Source organism: Xanthobacter agilis, assembly GCF_021730435.1.
GTDB classification, from domain to species: Bacteria; Pseudomonadota; Alphaproteobacteria; order Rhizobiales; family Xanthobacteraceae; genus Xanthobacter; species Xanthobacter agilis.
The window spans coordinates 1-20,424 of record NZ_JABWGX010000046.1 but is presented as its reverse complement, the minus strand read 5'-3'; the positions used below and the strand labels follow the sequence as shown (position 1 = coordinate 20,424).

Sequence of the window (20,424 nt, the reverse complement as noted above, 5' to 3'; positions counted from 1 at the left end):
ATAATCTGTTCTTCCGTGAACCTTGATCGTTTCATTCGTCCGTCCCTTTCATCGGGCGGACTCTAGCTATTTCTGGAGGAGTTTCAGGGGGTCACGTCACCTAGCTTTTCGGAGCTGGAGAGGAGTGTCTGATGAGCGGTACGCGCCGGGTGTTTCCAGAGTCGTTCAAACGGGAAGCGGTTGATCGGGTCGCCTCCAGCGGCTTGTCGGCCGGGGCCGTCGCCCGAGAGCTGGGTCTGCGCGAGACGGTGCTGCGTCGATGGATGATGCAGTTCGGGACGCCGGCGACGGGGACGGCGAGGCGGCCCAACACGCAAGCGCCGGCCCCGTCGCCGTCTGACCTGGCCGCGGAGAACGCCCGGCTTCGGCGCGAGAACGAGCGGCTGCGGATGGAGCGCGACATCCTAAAAAAGCCGCGCTCATCTTCGGATCGGCCTCCCGATGAAGTTCGGGTTCGTGGATGAGCATCGGGCGATGTGGCCGGTACGGGTGATGTGTCAGGCCCTCGGGCTGTCGGCGAGCGGCTATTACGCTTGGCGCTGTCGGCCCGAGAGCGCACGGTCGGCGGCCAACAGGGCGCTGACCGAGGACATCCGCCTGATCCACGCCGAGAGCTCGGGGACCTATGGCTCGCCCAGGGTACACGCTATGCTGCGCGCCCATGGCCGGCGGGTCGGCCGCACGCGGATCGAGCGTCTGATGCGCCGCGCCGGTATCCGCGGCTTGGCGGCCCTGCCCAGGCGAACCCGCACGACCGACAGCCGCCACGGCTACCCGATCGCGCCCAACAGGCTCGGCCGCAACTTCACCACCCAGGCTCCGAACCAGGTCTGGCTGGCGGACCTGACCTACATCCCCACCGGCGAAGGCTGGCTCTATCTGGCGGCGCTCATCGACATGCACACTCGCAAGATCGTCGGCTGGTCGATGCGCCAGACCCTGCACACCGAGATCGCGCTCGACGCGCTGAACATGGCCATCGAGCGCCAGCGGCCAGCGCCCGGCCTGATCCACCACTCCGACCGCGGCATCCAGTACGCCGCCGAGGCCTACCGGTCAGCCTTGGCCCGCTCGGGCGTCACGCCGTCAATGAGCCGCAAGGGCGACTGCTGGGACAACGCGCCGATGGAGAGCTTCTTCCACACCCTCAAGACCGAGCGGGTCCACCACCGGATCTACGCCACCCGGGCCGAGGCCCGGCGGGACCTGTTCGGTTACATCGAGGGCTTCTACAATTCCCGCCGCCTACACTCAGCCCTGGGCTACATCAGCCCAGCCGAGGCTGAGCGAACAGCGGCCTAACCCCGTCCACTTTTCCGGGGGAAGATCACCGGCACCCGAGGAAGGAGACGACGAGCCGAAGCTAGGCTCAGGACTCACTAATCAGAGCCAGAAGATGACGGTTGCGGCGATGCAGATGGCAGAGAAGAAGGTGTGAGCGCATCGGTCGTAGCGTGTGGCGATGCGGCGCCAGTCCTTGAGCTTGGCGAACAGGTTCTCGACCTTGTAGCGCTGGCGGTAGAGACCCTTGTCGTAGGGATAAGGCCGCTTTCGGCTGCGCGATGAGGGAATGCAGGGCTGGATGCCCTTGTCGGCCAGCGCCGCCCGGAACCAGGTGCTGTCGTAGCCCCGATCTGCGATCAGGGATCGGGCCGGCGGCAAGGCATCAAGGACAAGGCGTGCGCCCATGCCAGCCTCCTCAATGGAGACTGTGAATCACAACTCAAGGCAGATTAATAGGTCCTGAGCCTAGAGGCAGCGTCAAAGCCGAAGCGGTTGGCAAGCTCCCCATCGGTCTCCGTCTCATGCGGAATTGCGCTCTTTATATAGATGGGAGCGGGAATCCGCTTGCTTGCAAGGATACATTGATGATATGCGGAATACCGCTCATTGATATAGAAAAAGCGAAAATCCGCATGAGGAAGGATGCTCTGCGCGATCTGGGACTCCAGATCAAGGATGCCCGCGCAAGGCGCAAGCTCACCCAACCCGCCTTGGCAGCGCGGTTGGGACGAGACCGCGCGCGCATCTCCGAGCTTGAACGTGACCTGCTCAACGAGCGGCTCGGCCGGGACCGGCTCGCGCTTCTGCTCGAAATCTGTGATGCGTGCGACATCACGCCTATGCTCGTGCCCACCGCCAAGTTAAGCGAGGTGCGGACAATCCTGGCATCCGCGTCGGCGCGGTCGCCTTCGCCACAAGCGCCCTCGACCGCTTTCGATGACGTGTTCGTCGATCTGTCCGACGACGAGGAAGCCTGATGGCGAAAACGGCGGCGGTTCTCGGGGTTCACCTGCTCGGCGCGGACGGGCATGCCCGGCACATTGGCATCCTGTCGCGTGCCAACGACAAGGCGACGGCTTTCCTTGTAGACGAAGCCTATCTGCGCGATCCAGATCGATCGATCCTGAGCCTTGGTTGGCTAGTGCCCGGCGACGAGGAGGCCACGCGAGCGCGTCTTGCCGGACGCGGCGACAAGATCGGTCTCCACGGCCATCTGCCGCCCTGGTTCGCTGGGCTGCTGCCCGAAGGCGCATTGCGCGATCTCGTCATGGCCGAGATGGGACCGGGCGATCATGACCAGTTCGACCTTCTGACGCGGCTCGGGGGCGATTTGCCCGGCGCGGTCTTGATCGCGCCGGAAACCGACGCGGCTACGTCCGCCGGGCCGCTTCATCTCGAACGGATTCACGGTCTCGAATTGCCGCAGCCGGAAGGCGTGGTAAAATTTTCGCTCGCGGGCGTCCAGCTCAAATTCTCGGCTACACCTGCCGGAGAACGGCTGACGGCGCCAGCGCGTGCCGGGGAAGGCCGCTGCATCCTGAAGGTTCCGACCAGCCGCCATCCGGGATTGCCGGAGGCTGAACATGCGGCGATGACGCTTTCCCGAATGATCGGAATAAATACGGCCTCATGTCGCCTGATTCCGACGAAGGCCATTGACGGCATCCCCGACCAGTTCCTGAATGAAGGACAGCAGGCGCTCGTGATCGATCGGTTTGACCGGCCGACCGGCGGCGGGCGCATCCATATCGAGGATGCCGGCCAGATCGTCGGCGCGGTCGGCGAGCGTAAATACACGATGGCGACCTACGAGACGATCCTGAACATGATTCGGAGGTTCAGTACGGATTGGAGGGCCGACGTTCTGGAGGGCATTCGCCGCATCGTCGCCGATGTCCTGATCGGCAATGGCGACAACCATCTGAAAAACTGGTCTTTCATCTTCCCCGCGCCGGGCGAAATCCGGCTTTCGCCAGCCTATGACATCGTTCCGACCGTTCTCTACGCTCCGGGCGACACGCTCGCGCTTCGATTCGCTGGCACCCACAATTTCGCAAACGTCACCTTCAGACGGTTCCGGCGCGTCGCCGAGTTCCTCGGGCTTGATCCAGACTGGATCGAGAAGGAAGTCTGTGCGGCCGTTATCGATGCACTCGATAAATGGCCGTCGGCTGCGAAAGAGTTTCTCGACGACACGCGATCGAAACGCCTGATCCAACGGCTCGATACGCTTGCTCTAGTCACTGAGGCGCGTGCATGAGCGATCAGCGATGGTTGCATTATTCCCACTGGAGGAAGCCATCAGGAGCGCCGGGGGCACCAACGTCGTGGCCCATCGCCCACGAAAACTGACCCGGATCTCCCAGACGTTGCACCTGAGAATCACGGTGCAGGCCGGGTCAAGACGGATCGAGATCGAGAAGCTGTCGGCTTGAGCTCGATTGAGCGAGGTGAGCGCGGGTGACGTTGCCCCCAAGTTTTATCCAGCAGTGAGTTCGTTCCGGCGGTTGGGTCTGGTCTTGTCGGCGGGGTAGCCTTGGCTCCAGAACCATTTCAGACGCAAACGTGTGTCATTCAAGGGGCGTAGCCTGAAGCAGGATTCCAGCCTGCGTCACCAACTCGCCCGATGAAACGATCTCGTCGATCTGTGCCTGGATCACGGATCGAACAGCTGCACTCGTCGATCTGATCCCGAACATTCGAGAGACGGCCTGGACCATCTGATCCGGGGTGGCGCCGAAGTTGGTGCGCACGACTTCGAGGATCGCTTCACGGATCTCGCCGGGCGGCAGCATCTCGGCCCGACGCAGGGACGAGGAGCGGGTCAAGCTTCGGTCACGGACACGAACAACCGCACCGGGGACCGAAAGGAAATCAGCGGATCGCTCAATCCGCCCCGTTTCGACGGCAACGGCTATGGCCGCTTCCACGGCCTGGCGAATGCGCGGACCGCTGCGTTTCAGGCCCCAGGCCTCGCGGATGCGATCGACAACCTCACTGAGATGGACCGGCCCTTCAACCCGTACGGTGTCTTCGACCAAAGCGGTCAAAACGCCGGTTGGTGTTTCATGAAGTTCGCCTGTCCTGTGCAAAGGAGGATTCAGGACCGCCTCAACATACAGGTGGTCGGTGGATGCCTCGTCTTCGCCGGATGGGACGAGACCGATCTCAGTCGCGTCCTCGCGCTCGATCGTGACGATTTCAACGGGCACAGCCCGCGCTGCCCGGTGGGCGGCTCCGGCGTCGTGTTCCATCTTGGCGGTCTCGATCCGCTCGATGATGGTCGCAAGTTGCTCCGCGGGACGCTGGAACCAGTCCGTGCTCCAGACACGGTGGATGGTCCAGCCATGACTTTCGAGAACCGACTGCCGCAATCTGTCGCGTTCACGGGCAGACCGCGCATCGTGATAGGAGGCGCCGTCGCACTCGATCCCCAGCAGGTAGCAACCCGGCCGTTCGGCATCGGCGACGGCAAGGTCGATGAAGAAGCCGGCGAGTCCGACCTGCCGGTGAACCTGGTAGCCCCGGTCTTGCAGGGCCTTGGCGACCTGTTCTTCGAACACGCTGTCATGGTCCCGGCCCGTGCTCTCCGCCATGGTCAGGCTGCCGGTCCGGGCGAAGCGAAGGAACAGGCGGAAGGCGAACACTCCCTTGCGGGTCTGGGCGAAATCGGGGTCGATGTCCTCGTCGGTCATCGACGAGAACACCTCACATCTCTGCTTGGCCCGGGAGATGAGCACATTGAGGCGACGTTCCCCGCCCTCGGAGCCGAGCGGCCCAAAACGCATGGGCGGACGTCCGCCCGGCGTCGTGGGTCCGTAGCCGACGGAGATGAAGATCACATCACGCTCGTCGCCCTGAACATTCTCCAGGTTTTTGACGAAGAAGGGCTCGGCGGAATGTTCCTGGAAGAAGGCCTCTGTCTCGGGCGGCAGGCTTCGCCGCAAAAGCTCCAGTTGATCGAGGATCGCACGGCGCTGCGCGGCGGAGAAGGCGGCAACCCCCAGGGATAAGTCGGGATGATGGCGTGCATGGTCGATGATGGCGCGCGCCACGATCCTGGCTTCGATCTGGTTGGTCCGCGTGCCGCCTGCATCGAACAAGCCGTCCGGAATGTGATGGAAGCGCAGCCCCATACCCGCTTCGGCGGTGTAGGGGCTGGGAACGACGAACAGCTTGCCTTCATAGAACTGGCGATTGCTGACGGCGATCAATGATTGATGCCGGCTTCGGTAATGCCAGCGCAACATCCGCGTAGGCAGGCCACGGGCGGTGAACAGGCCGAGAATGCTTTCGATGTCAGTGACGCGGCCCTGGCCGTCCTCATCCTCGTCTTCGGAATTGCCCGTCATCTTCGAAAAGAAGGCCGTCGGGGGCAGTTGCTTGGGATCGCCGACAACCACCACCTGTTTCGCACGCGCGATGGCGCCGAGCGCGTCGACGGGCTGAATCTGGCTCGCTTCGTCCATGACCAGCAGATCGAAGTCGAATACGCCCGGAGGGAGGAATTGAGCCACCGACAACGGGCTCATCATGAAGACCGGCTTGATCGCCTGAACCGCGGGGCCGGCGCGTTCCATGAGCTTACGGACTGGCATGTGACCGCGTCTCTTCTGCATTTCGGAGCGCAGCACCCCAAGCGGGCCGATGGTGCCTCCGTCGCGGGCTGGGACGCGATCATGGTGGGCCCGCACGACCTCCTCGCTCGCGAGAGCGATCCGCTGACGATCGAGGTCGGCGAATTCACGGGCAAGGCGACCATGCAGTGTCCCGTCGAAACGGCCGAGCTCCGGCTCAAGCCGCACCTGATCGGAATGGACGGCCTCGTAATAGGCCATCTCGAAGGCCGGTATCACCTCGCCCGATTTCAGCCGGCCGTCTTCGAGCCTGTCCACCACGTCCCCGCAGCCAAGCAGGCGTCCGCGATCAGCGCGATCGCGATAGGCCACCCATTTAGACAACTGCTCGCCATTCGTTGCCCAATCGCTCAGGCGTGCGCGCAGGCGCGCAATCGGGATGGCACCCAATTCCCGGGATCCGAAGCCTTGCGAAAGATCGAAACGCAGGTCGGCCAGAATCTGCCCGATGTCGTCGATCAGGTTCGAACGACATTTCTCCGTCGCGGAAGCACGGTCCGCAAGAGCGGGGCGATCCGCGATCCGGCTCGCGAGCAGCCGGATGTCCGCGTTGGCGTCGATCCATCGGGCGGCACGTTGCAGCGCATCCCAATCCCCGTTTGGCCCCTGCCACGCCTGGTCGAAGGCGCACCTGCCAAGCGCATCTTCTTCTTGCAGAGATCGGGCACAGGTTTGTCCGTCGATCAGCTTGTCCAACAAAAGGATGCGTTCGTTCAGGGAGGTCGGCGTCGTGATGGCGATCGCCGCTGTCGCTTGATCGGCGCCATGGAAACGGGCGGCTGCCTCGAACAGCCTGGACAGTTCTGCTCTTTCGGACGAAAGGGCGCCCCCGAACATAAGCTCCGGGCTCGGAAGCTCGCTCCACAGCAGCTCGATGAGCGGATCCAACTCAGCAAGGAGCCTTTCCGTCCGCTGGACTCGGGATGCGATGAGGTCCCGATCGGGCCGGCAGGCGGCGACGGTGCGGGGTTCGCTGCCCAGGCCTTTGAGCGAGCGCATCCAATCGACGAGGGCCAGAAGCGGCGCCGACGCCGAGCGATCACCGCGCCATGCGGAGGCGAAGGCCTTTCGTCCCAGGTCATCTCCATCCTCGATCATCCGCTTGGCCACTTGGCCGCGAGCTAGCGCGTCAAGCTGTCTCAGCGTGTCCGCCAGAGGTTGGTCGGGGGTCGACAGCATGGAACGAACAAGGCGGTTGGACTGGCGCCATGCGCCGCTGAAGACCTTGAAGAAGCCTTCGCCATGGGCCGCGAGGCTGGTTCGGGCGGCCGAAAGGTCCGTCGCCCATGCGGTCTCCAACAGGCCGGTGCCCACGTCCGCGCGGGCTTGTTCCAAGTTGCGCACGGCTTCGGCCAGATCGGCGATGTGGTCGACGTGCTCGTTCCAGACTTCGGCGGCGAAAGCTTCGGCCGACACATCCGGCGCGACGGCGACGCGCTCGCCCACCTTTGCGAGGCGTTGGATATCGGCCAGGGTAAGCGGGAGAGGGCATGCCATGGCGTCAGCCAGGGTGTCGGCTGCGTCCTTCAGGCGTGGCAGGCCGTCAACCAGAGCCGCCAAATGGGCGAATAACGCGGACGAAAAGGATGTGGGCAGGCATGCCAACGCGTCCCTGTCCGCTCGGATGTCCGTCGTCCAGGCAGCGTCGATGAATGCGGTGCCAAGCTCGGCGCGCAGATGTGCATGATGCTCGCCATTGGCGAGGAGGGACGCGATTGCCTCGCGTTCCGCGATCCAGGTAGCGGAGGCAAGCGCCTGTGCGCTCAGGTCGGGTGCATGAGCGATCCGCCGCGCCAGATCCAGCAAGGAGGGGATCGCATCGAACGTCGGTGCCTTCTCCCGTTCCAGCAGCAGGGACAGGGTGCCCAGCTCCGAATCGAAGGCCTCCAGCCGTTCGCCGAGCGCGGCACAGCGGGCCGTCAGCCGCTCCACTTCCATGGGAGAGACCGAGACGAGACCGGAGCCATACCAGACATGAGCTGATGGTGTGCCGATGACCTCGACGCGCTCGACCAGCTCGGATAAAACCGCGTGCCGTTCGCTGAAATCGTCACGAGTCCAGTCCTCAGGACTTTCCAGCACGATGTCGTTGGGCGTCTCTCCCGCGAGTCTGAGACGAACGAGCTGTCCGATCACCTGATAGGGCGTCAGGTCTGCCTTGGGATGGGGGCCGTGCATCCGCGTGGCGTGGGCGTTCAGCTTGTCGCGCGCTGCGGTGAGGCGAGCATGGAGCGATCCTGCGTCCTGGATTCTCGGAGCCCCGAGCTCCCAGGTCCGGCGCATCTCGTCAAGCAGGGCTCGCTTGTTGGCCTTGTTGCTGTGCAACTCCAAGCAGGCGGCGCCGACGCCGGTGGCGTCGAGCCGCCGCTTCACCACCTCCAGGGCAGCCATCTTCTCGGCGACGAAGAGCACTGTTTTGCCGTCTGCAACGGCGGCGGCGATCACGTTGGCGATGGTCTGGCTCTTGCCAGTGCCGGGCGGCCCCTGGATCACCATGTCGCGACCACGCCGAACCTCGTGGATCGCAAGGGCCTGGCTGCTGTCGCTGTCGACGATGTGCACCATGTCGGACGGCGAAATGAACGGGTCGATGTTGGCGTCCTCGGGAATCATCCCGTAGGCGCTGTCGAACCCGTCCGCGAGCAAGCTTCGGATCAAAGGCCGATCGCTGATCCGGGCATGGGCGGGCCATGTCTCCGGATCGAGATCGCGATACATCAGGAATTTCGCGAAGGAGAAGAAACCAAGCGCGATCTCGTCGTGCTGCACGCTCCAGTTGGTTTTAGCCGCAACCGCCTCCGCGACGCCCTCCATGTAGGCGATGGGGTCGAAAGTGTCGGATGCGTCGAACTCGGGCAGGCGGATGCCGTGGATCCGGTCGAGATAGGTCTCCAGCGACAAGTTGGAGGCAAAATCCTCAGGCCGAGCGTATAGCTTGAACTTTTCTCCCGCATTCCCGCGTTCGAGAGACGCAGGGACGAGCAGCAGTGGTGCGAACCGGATGTTCTCGGCGTTTGAAGGGTCGACCCACTTCAGTGTTCCAAGTGTCAGATACAGTATATTGACACCCTGCTCCTCTTCCAGGGTGCGTGCATCGAAATAGAGTTCCAGCAACCGCTTCTGGAGCCCCTTCGGGGTCAGTCGTGTCTGAAGCCGGGTGTCCACATGCCTGCTGAAGACGCCGCGTTCGTCAGCGACATCGTCTTCGGGTTGCGCGAGATCAGTGATCTCGTCGATCTGCGTATCCGAATCCTCACTTTCGGATCGAGCCGATTTTCCGGCCACGAATGTGAAGACTTTGTTTTCACGGACCAGCAGTCGGAAGATCTCGGAGCTTTTCTCGTCAATGATCTCGATGGAGCGTGCGCTTTTGGAGGAGCGCGGCATGTTGAGGAGTCTGTTGCGGGCTGAAAGATCCAGCAGCTCCATTCGAGCGCGATCGAGCTTGTCGGCAATCGGTAGCTGGCTCTGAAATACGGAGACGTCCCTGCCCTCTGACTCGGTCAATGAATCGACTGACATGCACGCCTCCTTTGCGCGTATAATTTGTATGAACCTACGGGCGGACGATCAACGCCTATTTGAGGTTGAGTGCATGGCAGGGTCGATGGATCGGGTCTGAAAAGAAAGCACGAAGACCCAGCCTGGCACCGCCAATGGCCGGACCAAATCGATGGTCGGGGCGAAGATCATTACTCAGCTCATTAGGTCAAGATGCTGATGGTGTTGACCTCTTGGTTGTAGGTATTGGCGTGTCCGACAGAAGAAAACAGGACCAACAGAAGAGTTCAGAACCCATCATCATTCACGGCATTTAATGTCACCCCGATCCGCCTATCGCTTTCGATGAACTCGATACCTTCCTTCTGAAGCGCTTCGACGATGGCCGCTCTGACGCGCTCACGGGGAGAGCGAGAGCCGTCCTCGAATGAGGAAAGGGTGCGTACCGCCACTTGGGCGCGCTGCGCCAGCTCTTGCTGGTCCCAGCCCAGCAGGGCGCGAGCCGCGCGAATCTGAGCTCCGTTAACCATAATCAGGATTCAAAGTTGCCGAAAATCGGCAAATATGGAAGATCGAGGCTGCGGACTGGGAATGAGCTTCCGCTTATGAGGCTTCCCTTTCCCGAGGCGATCGGTTCGGAACGCCGCAGAGGTGGCCAAGCAAGGCTGTCCCGACGTCTCCGGCCAATCCGGCAGATCTCAAAACATCGCGACACCCCGGCGGCGCCATAGTGCGCGGTCGCACGTTCTGAAGCGCGCTCGGAGTCCTTACTCCGACGACGGCGGAGCCTTGCCATGACAGCACCTATTGCATCCACATCCAGGATTCGGGCCATGTTCGTACCGCCGCGTCCAGCGGATTGGCTGGCCGACGCCTTGGATACCCACCTCTCATTGGCGCCGCGCGTCCTGGGATTCCGGCCCGATCCTCGCGGGAGAGAGAAACTCGAGTCGTCCGCGGCGCTTCACGGCTCGGTCATCCGGTTGGTGAGGGTAGTCGATCGGATTCTGGTTGTCGTGGCAATCCCTGAGGAGGCGGAGGTTCGCTCCGGGTTTCGGCGGGACTTGGCCGGAGATTGGGGCACGCGAAACCTTTTGGTCGTGCGAGAGCAATGGCTCATGCGCCAGCCCCGCCTCGACACCCTGGAGGCTCTGGCGGGTTTCATCGGCTACGTCGTTTCTCCCACCGATCGCCTGCACGTCCAGCAGCACCTTCTCGATGAGGGGGGAAGCGCCTGCCTTTCGGATTGCGCCGCCGTTGTCCATCGCGACGAGGACCAGGTCGGCGCCGTCCTTGCGCTTGTCGCGCGCGGGGCGCTCCGGATCGACTACGCCCGTCCACTCTCGGTCCACAGCATCATTTCACTGCCCACCCGTCGCCATGGCGGCAAGCTCGTGATCGGAGGATGAGCCATGTTCATGGGTTGCAATGAGCGTCGGATCTGGCGGCGCATCCAACGCGCCGCCGGGGGGTGGCGTTCCGCACCGCCGAGAGACCAGGACGCGTTACCCTGGCGACGCAACACCGACGACTTGCGGCCCCCGTCGTCAGATGTCCTTCTCGCCGTGCTTTTCGCCCGACTCTTGGATGAACAGCCCTGGTTGGCAGGAGAGACCGCCCGCCCAGCGTACGTCGCGACCTTGAGGGTGCGGGATGAAGCCATGGCGGAGGCCATGAAGCCTGTTGTCGATCGGGTCTTCGGCGGAACCTATCCCAAGACGCCGAGACGAGGCCGGGAGCGGAGCGTCGACGTCCGGCATGTCACGGTCCTGATCGAGCGCACCAAGAGCGATCGTCACGATCGGCGTGAGCTCGCGCTAGCTGCCCGTGCCGCCATGGTGGACGGATCGAGGCTGGTCGCACTGTGGCATCAGAACGACCGCAGCCTGCCGCCCGAGGTCCGCAAGATCCGGACCGCGGCTCTGGTTCTTCCCGAGGTCGATGCGCGGCTGTTGCAACGGTTGGGACGTCTCATCTCGGGTGAGCCTTGCTCTCTGCCCATCTCCGATCAGGATGCCAAAAGCCTGACCCTGGATGAAATCATTGCAGCGTTCGTATTCGGCTTGTCCGCTGCGGAATGCGCCCGTCGGGTCTCCGCGTTCCTTGCGGAGAAGGCGCCGGTCGACTCGAAGTCCAAATTGTCCCTGGCCGACCTGCACGGGCTCGGTGCCGCCAAAGTTTGGGGAGAGCAGCTTGCGGACGATTTGGCCGCCTATCGCGACGGCCGGCTGCCATGGTCGGAGGTGGATCGCGGCCTGCTCCTTGGAGGGCCGCCGGGTGTCGGCAAGACCACCTATGCGAGGGCACTGGCTACCACATGCGGCGTGGCGCTGATCTCGACTTCGGTGGCGCGCTGGTATGCAGCGCCCCATCTTGGCGAAACCCTGACGCAGATCCGTGCCGATTTCGCAAAGGCCGCCCAATCCCAGCCCGCCATTTTGTTCATCGATGAGATCGATGGCGTTGGCGACCGTGCGACGATGGATCCTCGGCACAGGGACTATTTCACGCAGATCGTCAATGCACTGTTGGAGTGCCTGGACGGGGTCGACGGCCGGGAAGGCGTCGTTGTCGTCGGCGCCTGCAACTCGCCCCAGCAGGTCGACCCGGCGCTTCGGCGGCCGGGACGGTTCGATCGAGAAATCCATATTCCGCGACCGGACGCTGCCGCTTTGGAGCAGATCTACCGCTTCCATCTTGGCTCCGACCTCCCCGATGTCGATCTTCAGCCGCTGGCGGCGGTGTCGGTGGGCGCGACCGGGGCCGATGTCGAGCTGTGGGTGCGGACGGCTCGACGCCAGGCTCGCCGAGCGGGAAGGGCGGTCCTGCTGGAAGACCTCGTGGCTTAGGTCCGGGGGCCGGTGTCCCATCTGCCGGAGCCGGTGCTGCAGCGAACCTGCATCCATGAGGCTGGACATGCCGTAGCGGCCCTCGTGCTGGGCCTGTCGGAGAACGTCACCGTCACCGTCGGTGCCCGTGGGGCGGGGCTCGGCGCGACCTTCTTTGAGCGATCGGCCATCCAGCTCGATACACGGGAGGCGGCCCTCGATCTGGCGCGCTATACCCTCGCGGGGCGTGCCGCCGAGGACGTGGTCCTCGGGAGTATCTCCAGCGGTAGCGGCGGCGCATCCTCAAGCGATCTCGCCCAGGCCACGGCTATCGTCGCCTCCCTTGAGTGCAGCTTCGGTCTCGGTGCCGAAGGAGACTTGACGTGGTTCGGCGATCCTCAGCATGCCGTCGGCCTCCTGAGACAACCGCGTATCGCGCGGGTGCTCCAGCGCACCTTGCGTGATCTCTACGCGGAGGTGCGTGGGCTGATCGAAGATCGATGCGAAGGCGTGCTGCGGATCGCGGACGTTTTGCAGGTCCGCTGCCATCTCTCAGGTCCCGACCTCATCGCCCTGCTGGGGGAAGGGGCATCCCCAGCCCGACCTATCGTCCCGACTGCCGATGCCGTCAGCGCTGCGGCAAGCCTGTGAGGGAGGAAAAGATGAACATCTGGATGATGAGCGACCTCCACATCGAGTTCGAGCCCTTCTCCCTCGCCATGCCGGACCCACGGCCGGATGTCCTGGTCCTCGCAGGGGACATCTCGACTCCCGTTTCCGCCGCCGTGGCCTGGGCGAAGCGGAATGCCACCCTTCCGGTGATCATGGTTTCCGGCAATCACGAGTTTTACGGCGTCGACATGGATGCGGAACGCCGGCTCGGCGCCCAGCTCGCTTGCGAGGCCGGGGTTCACCTGCTCGACGAGGATGCCGTGATCCTCGATGGGGTCCGTTTCCTGGGCTGCACCCTGTGGACCGACTATGGGCTCGACGGCGATCTCACACTGGCGATGCGCTATGCCGAGTTCGGCCTGATGGACCACCAGATGATCCGTCAGGGCGGCCGCCGCTTCACGCCTCATGATGCGTTGGCCCTCCACCGGCGCTCGCGGGCCTGGCTCGAGGGCATGCTGGCCGAGCGCTTCGACGGGCCGACCGTGGTCGTGACCCATCATGCTCCGACACCGCGTTCCATCTCCCCACGTTTCACCGGGAGCCCGCTGAACCCGGCATTTGCTTCCGACCTCACCGATCTGATCGCACGCCATCAGCCTGATCTTTGGCTCCATGGCCATGTGCATTCCAACTGCGACTACCGGATCGGACGCACGCGCGTCACCTGTAACCCCAGAGGCTATGCATCGGGCGAGCGCGCGGAGAACCCGTGCTTCGATCCGCAACTCGTTATCGGTCTCGAGCGATAGGAAGTCCTCCGCACGTTCGTTGTCCGGCAAACCGATGCCGTAAGAAAAATCAAGTAATCGAGCGCGCGGATCTTGCGTGCGGAATCCGTTCCGGATATGAAGCCGGTCCCTTCGATCGGAGCCTTCATGCCCCTCCTGGATACCATATCGATAGTCGACCTGCGGAATGCCCGTGGTCGGTTCGGTGTCCGGGCGGTGCGCACCGCCTGACGGCGATCCGCTTCCCACCTTCGGCCGCAGCACAGCTCGCCGAAACCTCCGGCTTCACGGAGGGGTTGGAGCCTGATGGCCTTCCAACCCATTGAGGGAGCTACTCCCGCAGCGTCGTTTCCAAACGATCCAGTGGGGTGGCGTGCCCAGTCCACCATGGTGGCGACAGGCCCACCTTGATGGGGCCTGCCACTTCCCGTTCAACACGCGCTTCGCGCCAAGAAGGAGGTTGCCATGTTCGACATTGCCAGCACCGACCTCCTTCGGAGCGTCGTCCGTCTCCTCACCTGCATAGCGGGCATACGTCCCGCGGTCTGACCGCGCGCCGACGCTACCCGTCCCGAATCCTTCAGGTCTTCGGAAAGCAACAGGTCGCAGCTCACCGCTGCGAATGAGGAGTCATGCGCCATGAATACGTCGTATGAGGCGGAAATTCACTTGCCCGAACGCAGCCGCGCATCGCGAGCCATCGCACTGCGATCCATTGCGTCCTATCGCGGGACCATTGTCGACCCCATGCGGAACAGGGCATTCAATTACGAGAGCCAACTCGAGCGCGACTTCCTCTACGTGGCGCTGGCCTCCCGCGATGTTGCCGACGTCCATGAACAGCCGCCCCCGGTCTTCTACATGGATCACTCCGGTCGGCGGACGCAGCACACGTTCGATGCGCTGTTGCACCTGCACGATGGGCGGCGGATCGCGGTGGCGCTCAAGCCGAGCGGGCGCGTTACTGCTTCCGGCATCGGGAACACGCTGGATCTCATTCGGGCCCAGGTCGGCTCGGCGTTCGCCGATCTCTACGTGCTTCGCACCGAGCAACATCTCCATCCCGACGACGTCGGCGATGCACGCCTCATTCTTCGCGCACGAGGGCTTGTTGATCCGGCGGTGGACCGTATCGCGGCGGACTTCGCCGCGAACCTTCATGGCTGGTGTCGCCTAATCGACCTCGCGCACGCGGTCGGTCCCTGCGGCTCCGGTTTCAATGCCGTCGTTCGGCTGATCGGTTCCGGCGTCCTGGTCGTCAAGGACGGCGCCCGCATCTCGTCGGGCTGCCTTGTCCGCATCCGGCCCAACTGAACCGCTCCCGAACGATGGAGGTGCATATGATCACCAAGGTCCTGCCTGAGCATGCGATCCGTGGCAACTACGTCCTTCCCGTCGGACATGTGTTCGCGATCACCGAACCTGAAGAGCGGCTCTACGAGTTCGTCAGCCGGATCCGCGATGTGGTGACCATCCGCCCGTTGGCGCCGCCGCATTTCGAGCAGATCGTCAGCGGACGGGAGTTCGACGACCTTGTCGCATCGGGCAAGATCGACCCGCGTTACGAGGACAACAAGCCGAGCATGCGCGCAGCGCGCACCCGACATCAAGGGATGGGATGCCTTGATGTTCCCGTGACGGAACGGGAGGTGCTGGATTTCCATTGGCGGCTCTGCCGGCGCATCCATGACATGAACGTGGCCGGCAAGATCAGCCTAACCGACGAGGCTCTCTATCCTGCGATCATCCAGGTGGCTTCGGCTCTGGCCTATGGGGGACAGGCCGCAGCCGAGGAGAGGGTGAAGGGGAACACCGGCCGCAGGCGGGGCGGCAAGAAGGCGCTGCCTGCCGCAGGTGAACGCAGGATCAGGGCTCGCAAGGCCCGGATGGTCTTCGATCTTCCCAGCCCGAGCACGGTACGGGCCTATATCCGTCGGCTTGTCGATACCGATTGGGATATGCGCGAACTCAGGGATCGGAGGAAGGGGCGCAGTGGGGTTCACGCCGCTCGGCTCGCGACTGCCAAGTCCTACCAGATCATGCAGCCGTGGGTGATGGCCTATCTCGACCGGAGCCGGCCCACCGTCGCAATGCTGTACAAGCTGATGATCGGGTCGACGCGGATCGAGGATGTCAATGCGGGACGGGAGAACGGGAATCTCCGCCCCTATCCCGACCAGGGCCTTGAGACCTTTGCGAGCGTGAATGCGAAGCGGGCGGAAGATGGCCTGCCGCCTTTGCAGGTTCCCTCGCTCAGCACTTTCGAACGGGCCATTCGCAAGATCGACAAGTATCAGGTCGTGTGCGCGCGGCACGGCGCCAAGGCCGCCCGGGCGCAGTTCCATATTGTAGGTCGTCGCGCGGGTCCCCTGGCCGCAGGGGAACGTGTCTCCATCGACCACTGGCTGGGGCAGCTCATGGCGCTGAAGCTGCCCGGTGAGTTCTGGAGGGGACTGGATGAAGAGAAGGTCGACGCGCTCCTCAGGCTGCGGCTCACCGTCTGCGTCGCCATCTGCGAGGCGACCAAGGTCATTCTCGGCCTGCGGCTGTCGCTGAGTTCCGATGAGCAGACGGCGGTGGAAACGCTGGAGATGGTGTGCCGGGACAAGACCGATGTGGCCGCGGCCGCCGGCTGCACCGACGCATGGGGCCACGCGTTGACGCCCGAGGATATCCGTACCGACTCGGGCAGCGAGTTCATCGGTTTTCGTTTCCGGGCTGCGGTGACGGATCTCGGAGCGAACAATGAGATCGGTCCGGCGGGGCATCCCGACGTGAGGGCCTGCATCGAACGGTTCAACGGAACCCTCGATCGCCAGCTCATGCCCTTGTTCCAGGGGCGCACCTTCTCGGGGATCGCGGAAAAGGGGGACTACGATCCGGCCGCGGCGGCCAACGTCACGGCGGAGATCCTGGGCAAGGCGCTGGTTCGCTGGGTGGTCGATGTGTACCACAATCTGCCCCATGCCGGCCTCGGTGGGGAGACCCCGAACGATGCCTGGGCGCGGCTCACCGAGGAATACGGGGTGCGCCCGCCGCCGTCTCCGACCGTGATGCGTGCTCTCTTCGGTTTCAATGACGACAGACAGATCCAAAACCGTGGCATCCGGTTCATGGGGCTCTTCTATCGCCGCAGCGACGACAACCGGCTGGCGAAGCTGCGTCAGCGGATCGGCCAGAAAAAGGTCCGCATTCGTGCCGATCTTCGCAATCTCGGCGCGATTTCTGTTTGTGCGAATGAGGACGGCGCGACCTGGTTCACCGTCCATTGCGACTTCGACTGGATGGAGGGGGTAAGCGCCGACGAGTGGCTCGCCACCATGGCCCGTACCCGGCAGCGGTGCACGGATCTTGCGAAGCTGCGCGAGCCCGTCGTTCTGGCCGCCCTTCAAGACATTCGGCAGGTGGCTCGGGTCTCGGCGCAGGCCGCCGGTATCGGCCCCTCCACCATGACGCCGGAGATGTTGCTGAAGCGCGAACAGGAAGAATGCCAGCACCTGGACATCAGGCCTGCGGACAAGCGAGGGACCACTTTCGAGGGCATCACCGATGCGCCCTGGGATCCGTGCCCTGCGGGAGATGACGCAGGCGGGGATGAGCCCTTGGCAATGGATGAGGACGGCACCGAAAACCCGAAAACCTCCGTTTCCCGCCGCCGCCGCGGTCTCGGATCCGGTTTCCTGAAGGAGGAGGAGTGATGCCGGAGTCCATTTCGGAGCAGACGAGGGACAATGCCTTCCTTCAGCGCATCCTCGCTCATCAGTCCGACAAGCGCCGTGTCGTCAACGAGGCGATGGCACGCGTCATGTCCGAAGAACCCGCCGATCCCGTGATCGATTGTTTTCTCGAATTTCTTGCTCAGGACATGGCTAAGAACCTTGAGAAATCTGTCGTACCCTTCCCGGAAGCCCTGCTGGAACGGGCCGTTACCCTGACGGCGGGCGTGACGGTCGATCTCGATGCCGAGATTGAGGCTAGTGGATTGACTCCAACGCTTGGAACCCTCGGTTTCGGGCGGCCATGATGGCGTTGGGATCGGCGCGCCAGATGAAGGGCTTGGGGGTCTGGTTGTGCTCGCCGATGAAGCGGTTGATGGCGGCCTGGAGATTGACGACGGACCGGAACACCCCGTGCTTAAGCCGCCTGCGGGTCAGGATGGCGAAGAAGCCCTCGACCGCGTTCAGCCAGGAACTGGACGTGGGCATGAAGTGAAAGGTCCAGCGCGGATCGCGGTCAAGCCAGGCCCGCACCTTCTCGTGCTTGTGAGAGCCTGTTTGGAAATTATGGATGAGCGTTTCGCCGGATGAGGATTCCGCCCATTGCGACATGGATCATGGCGGTTGAGACGTCGATGCGGCGTTCGTAATCGCGGACCAGCCGGCGCCAGCGGATCATCCATCCGAACGTGCGCTCAACGACCCAGCGCCGTGGGAGGACCTCAAAGCCTTTCATCCCATCCCGGCGACGGATGATCTGAAGCACGAAGTCGAGATAGGCCGCCTTGTCCATGAGGCCGAGGCGGTCATAGGCGCCATCTGCGAACAGATGCTTCACCCACGGCCAGCGTTTGCGGATGGCGTCGAGGATCATCTGCGCTCCGGCGCTGTCGGAAATGTCAGCCGTGCTCAGATTGACCATGAGCAGCCGGCCGCCCGTGTCCACGGCGATGTGGCGCTTGCGTCCGACGACCTTCTTGCCGGCATCGTAACCCCTTGTTCCGGCATGGGGCGCCTTCACCGACTGGCTGTCGATCACGGCCGCCGTAGGGCTCGCCTCGCGCCGGGCCTGCTCGCGGTCCAGCATCAGTTCGACATCGTGAATGGTCTGGAACAGGAACCGACGCGCCAGTTCCCGGAACCAGCCATAAACGGTCCGCCAATGGCCGAAATGCACCGGCAGCATCCGCCAGCCACAGCCCGACCGCACCAGATAGCGTACCGCGTTGATGACTTCGCGAAACTCGACTTCCCGGGGCCGGCCCCGGCGGCCGGGTTCCGGCATCAGTGGCGCAATCCGCTCCCATTCCTCGTCCGTCAGATCAGAGGGATAACGCTTCGTCTTACGGGCGATCCTGGCCATCCGGCTGCGCTGCTCTCGTGTCCACATCCAAAGTGTGAATCACGTCCCGACCGCACAGGGAATCCCCATCGCCCCCATTTTCCAAACAGGCTCTGAGCGGCATAGTTGTCGAGGATGACGTGGACGAGTTTGCCGGCCGGGATGTCGCGTTCGAGCGCATTGAGGAAGCGGATGAACTCCTGGTGCCGATGGCGCTGCATGTTGCGTCCGAACACCGCGCCGGTCAGCACATCGAGCGCGGCGAACAGGGTGGTGGTGCCATGGCGTTTGTCGTCGTGGGTCGGGGTGGCGCCGCGGCCCTTCTTCAGCGGCAGTCCGGGCTGGGTGCGGTCGAGCGCCTGGATCTGCGACTTCTCGTCGAGGCTCAGCACCGGGGCATGCGCCGGCGGGCTGACATAGAACCCGACAACATCGTGCAGCTTCTCGGCAAAGGCGGGATCGGTGGAGAGCTTGAACTGCCCCCAGCGATGGGGGGCCAGGCCATGGGCCTTCCAGATCTTCTGCACCGTGGAGACCGCCAGCCCCGCGACCTTGGCCATGGCCCGCGTGGTCCAGTGGGTGGCCTCATGGGCCGGCGGCTTCAAGGTCATGGCGACCACGCGGCCGCAGCCTTCTCGTCTGCCACCGGAGCCTTCCCCGGCGGCCGCGTCTTGTCGCGCAGCAGCCCTTCGACCCCTTCCGCCATGAAGCGGGCCTGCCAACGCCAGACGGTGGTCGTCGCCGTGCCGGTCTCAACCATGATCGCATGGGTGCCGCCGCCGTCGGCGCTCATGAGCACGATCCGGGCGCGCCAGACGGGCTTCTGGGCCGTATTGCGATCCGCGACCAGGGCGAGCAGCCGTTGCCGGTCGGCCTCATTGAGAGCGATCGTGATCCCGTTGCGCATGCGCCAGAAAAGCACAGGCCGGCGCCAAACGGAATCCTCTTTCGGACTCTTCTGTCGCTGTCAATCCACTAGGATCTAGATTTTGCATTCCTGATTGCTATAATATATAACACAGCTATTATTGTTATAGTAATTATATTCCTCACAACAGACTTCAAAGCTATGTCCTGATAGTCAAAATCAGTAAATATTTTAGTGATCACAATTACAAAAATTACGGTTAAAGAAAATATAATCCTGTTATAACGATATGAATGAAGCGCGTTTTGCGTTAAAAATACGCCATTGACGAAAATTATTAATATCAACATTAAATATAATATAGAAATTTTGTCTAAAATTAAAATCAACACAATCTGAGAAATGCTAAGTAAAATAGAAATTATACTAATATATAACGGATAATTGTACATAATAAATATCCCATATCGCCTTTCCGAGATAAAGTATAACACTATATTATCACCATTTCATAGGTATGTGCCAGCATTGGCGAGGGGATAAATTCAAAGAAGAGACGGAAACTGACATCAATTGAAATATCCCGCTCATACCCGCCCACCGTGGGGCGGGAACCCAGATCCCCTTGCCCCCCCTTATGCAAGCCTTGCGGCCGCCCCAACCAAGGATCTCGGTCGCGATTAACCATAGGTTGCGACGAGGACAAGGTTGTCTCCCGATCCTCCCACACGGTCATGCTGCCCGCGCCATCTCCCTGTCCCCATCGGCGGCGGCCTGCGTCTTGCCGTTGCGCACGAAGGTGGCGGAGCCCAGGATCTGGGAGCCGTCGGAGAAGCTCTGCTCGT

General features: G+C 62.9%; 13 protein-coding genes and 3 pseudogenes. 10 read left to right on the top strand and 6 right to left on the bottom strand.

The features are described 5' to 3' along the window. Positions 1-131: 131 nt before the first annotated feature. Positions 132-1,302 (top strand): IS3 family transposase gene (locus tag HUW53_RS20910; RefSeq protein WP_237347687.1). Its coding sequence is split into 2 segments (ribosomal slippage): positions 132-415 and positions 414-1,302, totalling 1,173 coding nucleotides; the frame shifts between segments, so codons are not numbered across the junction. A gap of 81 nt (positions 1,303-1,383) precedes the next feature. On the opposite strand, the pseudogene HUW53_RS20905 reads toward HUW53_RS20910, so the two are convergent. Next, positions 1,384-1,686: pseudogene (locus tag HUW53_RS20905) on the bottom strand (transposase); the annotation flags it as partial. A gap of 182 nt (positions 1,687-1,868) precedes the next feature. Here HUW53_RS20905 and HUW53_RS20900 point away from each other — a divergent pair. Both HUW53_RS20900 and HUW53_RS20895 read left to right on the top strand, forming a co-directional pair. Beyond that, positions 1,869-2,261, top strand: a complete 393-nt coding sequence (locus HUW53_RS20900; protein ID WP_237347686.1) for a helix-turn-helix transcriptional regulator — start codon at positions 1,869-1,871, stop codon at positions 2,259-2,261. Beyond that, entirely contained in the window at positions 2,261-3,544 is a 1,284-nt protein-coding gene (locus HUW53_RS20895; protein WP_237347685.1) for a type II toxin-antitoxin system HipA family toxin, read from the top strand. Before HUW53_RS20900 ends, HUW53_RS20895 begins: the two co-directional genes overlap by 1 nt. A gap of 310 nt (positions 3,545-3,854) precedes the next feature. On the opposite strand, the gene HUW53_RS20890 is transcribed toward HUW53_RS20895, so the two are convergent. Both HUW53_RS20890 and HUW53_RS20885 read right to left on the bottom strand, forming a co-directional pair. Beyond that, entirely contained in the window at positions 3,855-9,443 is a 5,589-nt protein-coding gene (locus HUW53_RS20890; protein WP_237347684.1) for a DUF3320 domain-containing protein, read from the bottom strand. A 266-nt stretch (positions 9,444-9,709) separates the two neighbouring features. Beyond that, positions 9,710-9,952 carry a helix-turn-helix domain-containing protein gene (locus HUW53_RS20885; protein WP_237347683.1) on the bottom strand — a complete coding sequence of 81 codons (243 nt, stop codon included), beginning with the start codon at positions 9,950-9,952 and terminating at the stop codon, positions 9,710-9,712. Between the two features lie 303 nt (positions 9,953-10,255). Between HUW53_RS20885 and HUW53_RS20880 the strand changes: the two genes are divergently transcribed. From HUW53_RS20880 to HUW53_RS20850, 7 genes are all read left to right on the top strand, one after another. Beyond that, the gene (locus HUW53_RS20880; protein WP_237347682.1) at positions 10,256-10,831 is read left to right on the top strand and encodes a hypothetical protein; all 576 of its coding nucleotides are present in this window, start codon (positions 10,256-10,258) and stop codon (positions 10,829-10,831) included. Positions 10,832-11,083: 252 nt separating this feature from the next. Next, positions 11,084-12,271 (top strand): AAA family ATPase, encoded by a 1,188-nt coding sequence (locus tag HUW53_RS20875; protein WP_237347681.1) that lies wholly within the window; start codon positions 11,084-11,086, stop codon positions 12,269-12,271. Between the two features lie 12 nt (positions 12,272-12,283). Beyond that, on the top strand, positions 12,284-12,901 hold the full coding sequence (locus HUW53_RS20870; protein ID WP_237347680.1) for an ATP-dependent metallopeptidase FtsH/Yme1/Tma family protein: 618 nt from the start codon (positions 12,284-12,286) through the stop codon (positions 12,899-12,901). Between the two features lie 11 nt (positions 12,902-12,912). After that, on the top strand, positions 12,913-13,674 hold the full coding sequence (locus HUW53_RS20865) for a metallophosphoesterase (RefSeq protein ID WP_237347679.1): 762 nt from the start codon (positions 12,913-12,915) through the stop codon (positions 13,672-13,674). A gap of 618 nt (positions 13,675-14,292) precedes the next feature. Further along, entirely contained in the window at positions 14,293-14,967 is a 675-nt protein-coding gene (locus HUW53_RS20860; protein ID WP_237347678.1) for a hypothetical protein, read from the top strand. 26 nt (positions 14,968-14,993) lie between these two features. Then, a complete protein-coding gene (locus HUW53_RS20855) occupies positions 14,994-17,351 on the top strand; it encodes a Mu transposase C-terminal domain-containing protein (protein WP_237347677.1) in 2,358 nt (785 codons plus the stop codon). Further along, positions 17,351-17,677: a type II toxin-antitoxin system PrlF family antitoxin gene (locus HUW53_RS20850; protein ID WP_237347676.1), complete on the top strand. Its 327-nt coding sequence runs from the start codon at positions 17,351-17,353 to the stop codon at positions 17,675-17,677. Before HUW53_RS20855 ends, HUW53_RS20850 begins: the two co-directional genes overlap by 1 nt. Here HUW53_RS20850 and HUW53_RS20845 read toward each other — a convergent pair. The 3 genes and pseudogenes from HUW53_RS20845 to HUW53_RS20835 all read right to left on the bottom strand — a co-directional run. Next, positions 17,628-17,918, bottom strand: a pseudogene (locus HUW53_RS20845) (transposase); the annotation flags it as partial. The gene HUW53_RS20850 and the pseudogene HUW53_RS20845 overlap by 50 nt on opposite strands. A gap of 16 nt (positions 17,919-17,934) precedes the next feature. Beyond that, entirely contained in the window at positions 17,935-18,759 is an 825-nt protein-coding gene (locus HUW53_RS20840) for an IS5 family transposase (protein ID WP_237347675.1), read from the bottom strand. 68 nt (positions 18,760-18,827) lie between these two features. After that, positions 18,828-19,618 (bottom strand): annotated as a pseudogene (locus tag HUW53_RS20835) (IS630 family transposase); the annotation flags it as partial. Between the last annotated feature and the right edge of the window lie 806 nt (positions 19,619-20,424).